8 protein-coding genes are annotated in these 7702 nt (G+C 66.0%); 6 read left to right on the forward strand and 2 right to left on the reverse strand.

The window, feature by feature from the left end:
- The first annotated feature begins 132 nt into the window (after window positions 1-132).
- Window positions 133-1029: a LysR family transcriptional regulator gene (locus tag ON21_RS31180; protein WP_039804001.1), complete on the forward strand. Its 897-nt coding sequence runs from the start codon at window positions 133-135 to the stop codon at window positions 1027-1029.
- 12 nt (window positions 1030-1041) lie between these two features.
- Here the strand turns inward: ON21_RS31180 and ON21_RS31185 are convergent, their stop codons facing one another.
- Together ON21_RS31185 and ON21_RS40690 are read right to left on the reverse strand one after the other, a co-directional pair.
- Window positions 1042-1716 (reverse strand): GNAT family N-acetyltransferase, encoded by a 675-nt coding sequence (locus ON21_RS31185; RefSeq protein WP_083880997.1) that lies wholly within the window; start codon window positions 1714-1716, stop codon window positions 1042-1044.
- Window positions 1717-2134: 418 nt separating this feature from the next.
- Window positions 2135-2257, reverse strand: coding sequence for a hypothetical protein (locus tag ON21_RS40690; RefSeq protein WP_281032718.1), 123 nt, complete (start codon window positions 2255-2257; stop codon window positions 2135-2137).
- Between the two features lie 171 nt (window positions 2258-2428).
- On the opposite strand from ON21_RS40690, the gene ON21_RS36170 reads away from it, so the two are divergent.
- The 5 genes from ON21_RS36170 to ON21_RS31210 all read left to right on the forward strand — a co-directional run bounded on the left by ON21_RS36170 (window position 2429) and on the right by ON21_RS31210 (window position 7579).
- Window positions 2429-3028, forward strand: coding sequence for a TetR/AcrR family transcriptional regulator (locus ON21_RS36170; RefSeq protein WP_083880998.1), 600 nt, complete (start codon window positions 2429-2431; stop codon window positions 3026-3028).
- A 1-nt stretch (window position 3029) separates the two neighbouring features.
- Window positions 3030-4220: an FAD-dependent oxidoreductase gene (locus tag ON21_RS31195; RefSeq protein WP_039804005.1), complete on the forward strand. Its 1191-nt coding sequence runs from the start codon at window positions 3030-3032 to the stop codon at window positions 4218-4220.
- A 330-nt stretch (window positions 4221-4550) separates the two neighbouring features.
- Window positions 4551-4823 carry a hypothetical protein gene (locus ON21_RS31200; protein WP_039804007.1) on the forward strand — a complete coding sequence of 91 codons (273 nt, stop codon included), beginning with the start codon at window positions 4551-4553 and terminating at the stop codon, window positions 4821-4823.
- A 501-nt stretch (window positions 4824-5324) separates the two neighbouring features.
- Window positions 5325-6431: an epoxyqueuosine reductase gene (locus ON21_RS31205; RefSeq protein ID WP_051021525.1), complete on the forward strand. Its 1107-nt coding sequence runs from the start codon at window positions 5325-5327 to the stop codon at window positions 6429-6431.
- 332 nt (window positions 6432-6763) lie between these two features.
- A complete protein-coding gene (locus ON21_RS31210; RefSeq protein ID WP_039804008.1) occupies window positions 6764-7579 on the forward strand; it encodes an NAD(P)H-binding protein in 816 nt (271 codons plus the stop codon).
- Window positions 7580-7702: the final 123 nt, after the last annotated feature.

Below are 7702 nucleotides of genomic sequence, written 5' to 3' on the forward strand. Positions count from 1 at the left end.
CCTCGGTCGCGATCGTTGACGGTCCTCGGCTCGACCACCCAGGGAAGACAGGCTCGGCCCGCGCGTCGTGCGACACCATAGAACTACGTCGACCAGGCGGCGAAGGAAACGAAATCGACCAGGAGGGCCCCGGTGGAGCTCAGAGACATCGAGATCTTCTTGATACTGGCCGAGGAACTGCACTTCGGTCGCACCGCACTACGGCTGCACCTGTCCCAGGCGCGGATCAGCCAGTCCATCAAGAATCAAGAACGCCGCATCGGCGCCCGTCTCGTCGATCGCTCCAATCCACGCAATATCCAGCTGACTCCGATCGGGAGCCGGCTGTACGCCGAACTGCTGCCGAACTATCACGGCGTGGTCCGAGCCATCGAACACGCCCGCCAGAGCGCGCGTGGTGTCTCCGATGTGTTGCGGGTCGCCATGATCGGCTACAACCCGTACGACTATCAGCCGTTCTGGGATGCGTTTCGTCGTAACCATCCCACCTGGGAACTGCGTATCCGCAGTAGCGAATTCGGCGACCAGTTCGGCCCGCTGCGCCGCGACGAAGCCGACATCGTCATCGCCTGGCTCCCCGTCGAAGAACCGGGCTTGACTGTGGGGCCAACCATCTTCACCGAGCGCATGGTGGCGTTGATGCCCGACAATCATGAACTGGCGGGTGAAGAATGGATTTCGCTGGAAACATTCGGCGATCGCGGCGTACTCGCGCCTGCCGACCCTCTGCCCGATTACTGGGAGGACGCGGTCAGCCCTTTCCACACTCCTTCCGGGCGCCCCATTCACCGCGTCGCGCCCATCTCGACGTTGGAAGACATCCTGGTCAGCGCCAGCACAAGCGAGGTCTTCACGAGCTGCATGAGTCATATCGCTCGGTACTATCCGCGCCCGGGCATCACCTATACCCCGATCAGCGATTCCCCGCTGGTTCGCTGGGCATTGGTCTGGCGCACGGAGTCGGAGACCCAGCAGATTCGCGCTCTCGCGCGAGCAGTCCGCGACCTGGGTGCGCTCGAACGGGGTTGAGAAAGCCGCCTTTCACGCTCGATCCCAGCGCTTCAGCAGTTCCGCGCGGGCGCTGCGAGACAGCATCAGTTGCTGTTGTTCCGCGACGAGCCCAGCCGCTTGCATCGGAGGTGGCGTCCCGGTCGGTGGACCGACGGGCGAGAACCCCAGCTTCAGATGCGCGGCATAGGCTTCGGTGCGGATCGTCGTATTGGAGTGGACATCGACATCACCTAAGAATTGCAGCGCTTCACGCATCAAGGCGCGTCCTATGCCCATGGCGTGATACTCCGGCAGAATGTGCCATGCGTAGAGTTGCCCGTCGCCGTTCGGGCGCCGCGCGGCCTCGACGAAGCCGGTGATGTGCCCATCGGGGGCGCGATGCACGAAGAAGGTCCGTCCGTACTCGGTAAGCGATGTCGTGAGCTCTCGATGTTTTCGCGATGCCATGTCGGCGATGAGCCGCTGTACTCCGCCGGTTTCGGCGCCGGGCAGATTCTCATAGGCGTTCTCACATCCACGCAGTAGTGCGTTGACGAGATCCGGCACATCCGCCACAGTCGCGTGTTGGATGGCCGACTGCGGGATCTCGCGCCGTCTCCCCTCTGCGGCACGATCGGATTTGTGCGATGACGACAGGACCTGTCGCGCTGCCGAGGCATCCGCCCCCGACACTTCACTGTGTTTCCGGAGTCCGTGAGCGATCATGCGGTATCCGCTCCCCGCTCCGGCGCCGGCTGCCTTCGTTGTCTTCGTCAAGCGGGCTGTGATCCGGGCGAACAAGGAATGTAAGTCTTTCAGCGCAACCACCACAGATCGTCCGAATCAATCGATCGAGACACATCCGACTTCCGCAGTTGCGCGCAGAGTATTCCCGCCACGACTCGGAAGGGTCGGCGAGTCTGCCGAATGGGCCGGATCTCGGACAACAACGCTCCAGGAGACAAGATCGGATGTGTATCCCAAGCGTGCGATGACCACCAGCGCGGAACAACGCCGAATCCGGGCGTAGACGATCACTGTTACTTATCGGTCGCGACGCGCCCGCCCACAACCACAGGCCGGCCGCGCCGTGCAGCACCGGCCGAGCCGCTGCGAGGTCACAGGTCTGGTCGAGACCCTCCTGTCATGCCGTGCGGGTGGTGAGGGTGTCGAAGCGGTGGCGGAAGTGTTCGGCGTCGTCGCCGCGAGTGCGGGTGGCGGCGACGCGGACCGGGCGGAGTTCGGTGAGGAGGCGCGGTGAATTCACCTGGGTTTCGAGCAGGTTCAGGGCAGGGGACAGCCCGCCGCACCGTGGCCCGGTCCTCGCACAGGCGGTCGAACGAGCGTCTGACCTGATCCTGGATTGTCAAGCTTCGCTTTTCGCGGTCGGGCTGGTACGGTTCAGTTCATTGAATGATCGTTCAATCAATGGAGTGTCGTGGGAAGTCGACGAGAACAGGCGCAGTGGCGGCGCGAGCGCTTGCTCGACGCGGCGTTGGATGTGTTCGCCGACAAAGGGATCGACGGGGCTTCGGTCAAGGACATCGCGGCTGCCGCCGGGGTCGCGCCCGGCCTGCTGTATCACTATTTCGCTGGAAAAGAGGCGCTGGTGACCGCGTTGTTGCGGGAGCGCGGATTCTCGCGGCAGCTGCGCGAATCGCTGGAGCAGGCGGAGGGCGAGCCGGCGACCGAGGTCTTGCCCCGGGTCATGCGCGAGTTCGACGGCGTCCTGGCCGCCAATGCCAAGCTGATCAGACTGTTTTTCGCCGCCGGGCATTCACACGAGAACGTGCGGGCGGTCCTGGCGGAATTCGTCGGGGAAGGGCAGGCCGTGATGGCCGAGTATCTGCGCTCCCGCGTGGCCGCGGGGGAATTGCGTGACCATGACGCGCGCACGACCGCGACCGCTCTGTTCGCGACTCTCGCCGTCGGGCGCAGCACCGGTATCCCGGTCGATGTCGCCGAGCTGGTGGGTCTCGTGCTCCACGGACTTGTTCGTAGTGCGCCATTCGAAGAAGGAGAGACCGCCGGTGCATGACATGAACGTGCAATGCTGCGTGGTAGGCGGAGGCCCCGCCGGGATGATGCTGGGCACGCTGCTCGCCCGGCAGGGTGTCGAGGTGGTGGTGCTGGAAAAACACGCCGACTTCCTGCGCGATTTCCGTGGCGACACCATCCATCCATCCACTCAGGAACTCATCCACGAACTCGGCTGGCTGGAGGAATTCCGCCGCCTGCCGCACAGCACCATGGATCGCGTCACCGTCGCGGTCGGCGGCGAGCCCGTGACCTTCGCGGATTTCCGGAAGCTGCCGGTCCGCAGCCCGTACATCGCGTTCATGCCGCAATGGGAATTCCTGAATTTCCTGGCGACCAAGGCCGCGGCCTTCCCCGGCTTCCGGCTCCTGCAACGCACGAAGGCAATCGATCTGCTCATCGAGAACGATCGAGTCCTCGGTGTGCGGGCGGCCACCGACACCGAAAGCCTCGAAATACGAGCCGATCTCGTCGTGGCCGCTGATGGCCGCCACTCGCGTATGCGAGAAGCGGCCGGTTTGCGGGCAGCGGCGAGCTCGCCACCGATGGACGTCCTGTGGTTTCGGCTGTCGCGGCGAGCGACGGACCGGGTCGAGTTCTTCCAGGGCGGCAAGGGGGCGATGATCGCCATCGACCGCGGAGACTACTGGCAAGTGGCGTACACCATTCCCACGAACGCCTACGAAGATCTACGCGCACTTGGCATCGGCGAGCTACGCGACAGAATCAGCGCGCTCGCCCCCGCATTGCGAGACCGCGTTCACGAACTCGCCGATTGGGCCGACGTTCACCAGCTGACGGTTCGTGTCGACCGGCTCGGCAAGTGGTATCGACCGGGCCTGCTCTGCATAGGCGATGCCGCCCACGCCATGTCACCGGCGGGTGGCGTCGGCATAAATCTGGCCATCCAGGACGCTGTCGCAACCGCGAACATCCTCGGCCCGAAACTGCTCGCGCACAACCTGACCGACGCCGATCCGCCTCGCGTGCAGGCCCGCCGCCAACTGCCCGTCAGACTGACCCAGCTGTTCCAGTTGTCCATTCTGCGCGACCTCTACCCCAAAAATCTGCACGACGACACAGCCACCCACGTCCCGCCGATCTTCCGCGTCTTCCGGCGGCTGCCGGTGCTGCGCCACGCGGTGGGCCGATTCATCGGAATCGGCGTGCGCCCGGAACACATCCGCCCCTGAGGGCCACCCAGACGAGCCCGGGCTCGCCCTGGCAAGTCGGAAAGCGGACCAGCCATCAGTGGTTCGGAGGTCGCCCAACCGCGCCGGGGCGGCCGGCCTGCGGGTGTGGCCGCCGCTCGACCGTGTTCCGGGCTTCCGCCGTGTCTCGGCGACGGCTCGGATCGGAGTGTGACTCGTCACCGGCTCCAGGCGGAAAAGGGGTTTCCCGCGTTCTCGATCGGTCAACAAACCATGCGGCGGACCGTCGGTCGGGGGCGCGGACGCCGATGTCGATCGAATCCATTGCCCGGCACGAGGATCGCGCCTGGGCAGGGCGCAGAAGGAGGACAAGTGCGATCCATCCGAGCCGGTCTCATCGCCGTGACGCTCGTTGCCGCCACCGTGGCCGGGGCGAGTTCGGCGCATGCCGATGAGACGCTGCCCGGCGCACCGAAGGACGAGATCATCACAGTGGATGTCAATCTGCTGGGCTGCTCCCTCGGCGCCGGACTCGGCCTCGACCTCCTGCTGGCGCTCACCGCGGGTAACGGTTCCAGCACCACCATCGGTTCCGGGCTGGCCACCCGCCTGCGCGCCGCGGGCTGCCTGCCCTGGCAGCGCTGATCCATAGCGGAGTTCGACGGCATGCCCCCTGATCCGCACACCAGCGGCGGGGGCATGGCTTTCGTCGTTTCGCCGGAGGGTCGAGAGTGCAGGCGGCATTCCGGACGCGGTGAGCCGCGAACGGTGGCGAAAGCCCCCGGCGGAGGGCGCTCCCATTCGAACGAGAGGTGATCATGAAGCCGATGGCGGTGTGCGCGCTGATCACCCTCGAATCTCGCCACTTCCCGCCGCAAGGGAGGGCCGCACCCCGCCGCGTCATGGACCCTCGGGTCCCGCATCGGCCATCGGATAAGCCTCGGTCACCGTGATCCGCGTCAATGGTCACCGAGCTTCTCTGCCGACCCATCGATGTCGTCACGGAGGTGACTACCGCAGGCCTCCGCAGCGCCGGAGGACCGAAGCCGATGGGAGAATCCTGCGCTGGTCCCGCGATGAGTTCCAGTGCTCCAGCACGTCTAACTCTTCGAGGCCGTGTCGGTCTCGCAGGGATAGGAGAGCTCGATGTCGGAAACGAACCAGGAATCATCGGGACCGCGACGGCTGGCGCAGCATCCGACCGTCCAGCGGATGGCGCGGCGGCCGCGGACCACGCCTGACCCGGTGCTGCCCACCGCCCAGCTGCGCGAGATCTGCCTTGCCGCAGGCGCGGACGACGTGGGCTTCGTTCCGGTCGACGACCCGCGCGTGGCCGAAGAACTCGAGCATGCGCGCGGAATATTGCCCACAGCACGGACATTCATCGCCTTCTGCGTGCGGATGAATCGCGATAATCTACGCAGTCCTCAGCGCAGCCTGGCCAATACCGAGTTCAACCACGCCGACGACGAAACGAACGAGGTCTCGCGCCGGATCACGCGGGCACTCCAGGACGCCGGCTATCGCGCCGTGTACCCGGCGCCGGGGTATCCGATGGAGGTCGATCAATTTCCCGGGCGCGTCTGGGTGATCGCACACAAGGTGGTGGCGCAGGCCGCGGGTTTGGGTGTGATGGGTATTCACCGCAACGTCATCCATCCGAAGTTCGGCAACTTCATCTTGCTCGGCACCGTGGTGACCGATGCCGTGGTCGACGAGCCGAGCGCCGCGCTGGATTTCAACCCGTGTCTCGAGTGCAAGCTGTGCGTGTCCGCCTGCCCGGTCGGCGCGATCACCGACGAGGGCGGGTTCGATTTCCAGGCGTGTTACACGCACAACTACCGGGAGTTCATGGGCGGCTTCACCGATTGGGCCGAAACCATCGCAGACAGCGCCGACCGTGCCGAGTACCGCGAACGCGTGACCACGGGTGAGTCGTTCTCGATGTGGCAGAGCCTGTCTTTCAAACCGAACTACAAGGCCGGCTACTGCATGGCCGTTTGCCCGGCCGGAGAGGATGTGATCGGAGCTTTCCTCGACGACCGGAAGGGGCACTTGGCGGAGGTGGTGCGGCCGTTGCAGAACAAGCCGGAACCCGTCTACGTGCTGCCGGGCTCCGCCGCGGAGGAGCACGTCACACGCCGTTTTCCCGCCAAGACCCCGAAGCCGGTCACCAACGGCTTCCCGGACGAGGTGAACACGCTGCTCGATCAGATCGGCCCACGGCCTCGCCCGCGCGGCACCTCGGACTGAGCGGGGAGCGAGTTCTCCGCAGCTGAAGCGGGCTCGGACAGGCGCCGGGCCCGCCGGGCGGTTGTCGCAGGTGAAGGTGAGGGATCATGGCCGAGTACGCGCCGACTCTGGTCGCAATCTCTGACGTCGGCCATGCGCAACCGCGCCGAGTAGCCGAATTCGGGTCGAATTCAGCCGGTGGCGTGACGCTCACGGTGATCGATCCCGACGGATGCCTAGACGCCTGTGCCGAAACCGTCGCCCGGGCAGACGACGGCGCCGGCGGCCCGGCTCCTGGGCGCCCCAGGGTGGCAGGATGAGTGGTTCAGCGATCCACACCGGAGAGGGTGCAGATGACCATCCTGGTAACCGGGGCCACCGCAAACATCGGCCGCAAGGTTGTCGACCACCTGCTCGCATTGGGGGCCACCGATATTCGCGCGCTCACCAACAATCCACAGAAGGCCGCGCTTCCGGCCGCGGTGCAGGTGGCCGAGGGTTACTTGCGGCGACCGGACACCTTGCCCGCCGCGCTTTCAGGGGTAGAGCGGATGTACCTGGCGCCGACACCCGACAGCGTCACCGAGGTGCTCGCGCTGGCCCGCGCGGCGGGTGTCCGGCACGTCGTCGACCTGTCCGGTGAACCGGAGAGTTGGTGGGGCAGCGTCTGCACGGCTGTCGAGGACAGCGGCCTGGCCTGGACTCATTTATGGCCCGGCGATTTCATGGAGAACACCTTGATCTGGTCGCGCCAGATCCGCGAGACCGGTGCGGTGCTGGAGCCGCGGCCCGACGCCGCGAGCGCACCGATCGCCATGGACGACATCGCCGCTGTCGCCGCCACCACCCTGCTGAGCGACGCTCATCTCGGCCGGGCCTACCCATTGGCGGGACCGGAGATCCTCACCCGCACCGATCTCGTCCGGTGCCTCGCCGAGGCACTGGGCCGCGACATCGCCTTCCGGCAATCCACGCGCGAGGACACTATCGCTGCTCTGACCCCTACCATGGGCGACACCGCAACGTGGTACGTCGACAATGTCCTCACCAGTTTTGACGTGCCTCCTACGGCCCTGCCTGTCACCAGCGTCCAAGACGTCACCGGCCGGCCCGCGACCACCTTCGCCCGGTGGGCCGTCGACAATGCCGCGCGTTTCGCTGCCGACTGACACCACGCTCACCGGCTGGGCGTTCGCCGACCGCCCCGCCCGACGGCACCATGAGAATCCGCCCGAAACACGCGCCTCCCGCAACCGAAGCGCCTGCCTGTGCCGCCGGGCCTTCAGCCTGTC

Origin of the sequence: Nocardia araoensis NBRC 100135 (assembly GCF_000308435.1) — a bacterium.
In the GTDB taxonomy this organism is placed as follows: domain Bacteria; phylum Actinomycetota; class Actinomycetes; order Mycobacteriales; family Mycobacteriaceae; genus Nocardia; species Nocardia araoensis.

Excerpts from the sequence above, each read along its gene's own strand:
- ON21_RS31185 (WP_083880997.1), bottom strand. The coding sequence starts at position 1,716 with ATGATCGCTCACGGACTCCGGAAACACAGTGAAGTGTCGGGGGCGGAT.
- ON21_RS31195 (WP_039804005.1), top strand. The coding sequence starts at position 3,030 with ATGAACGTGCAATGCTGCGTGGTAGGCGGAGGCCCCGCCGGGATGATG.
- ON21_RS31205 (WP_051021525.1), top strand. The coding sequence starts at position 5,325 with ATGTCGGAAACGAACCAGGAATCATCGGGACCGCGACGGCTGGCGCAG.
- ON21_RS31210 (WP_039804008.1), top strand. The coding sequence starts at position 6,764 with ATGACCATCCTGGTAACCGGGGCCACCGCAAACATCGGCCGCAAGGTT.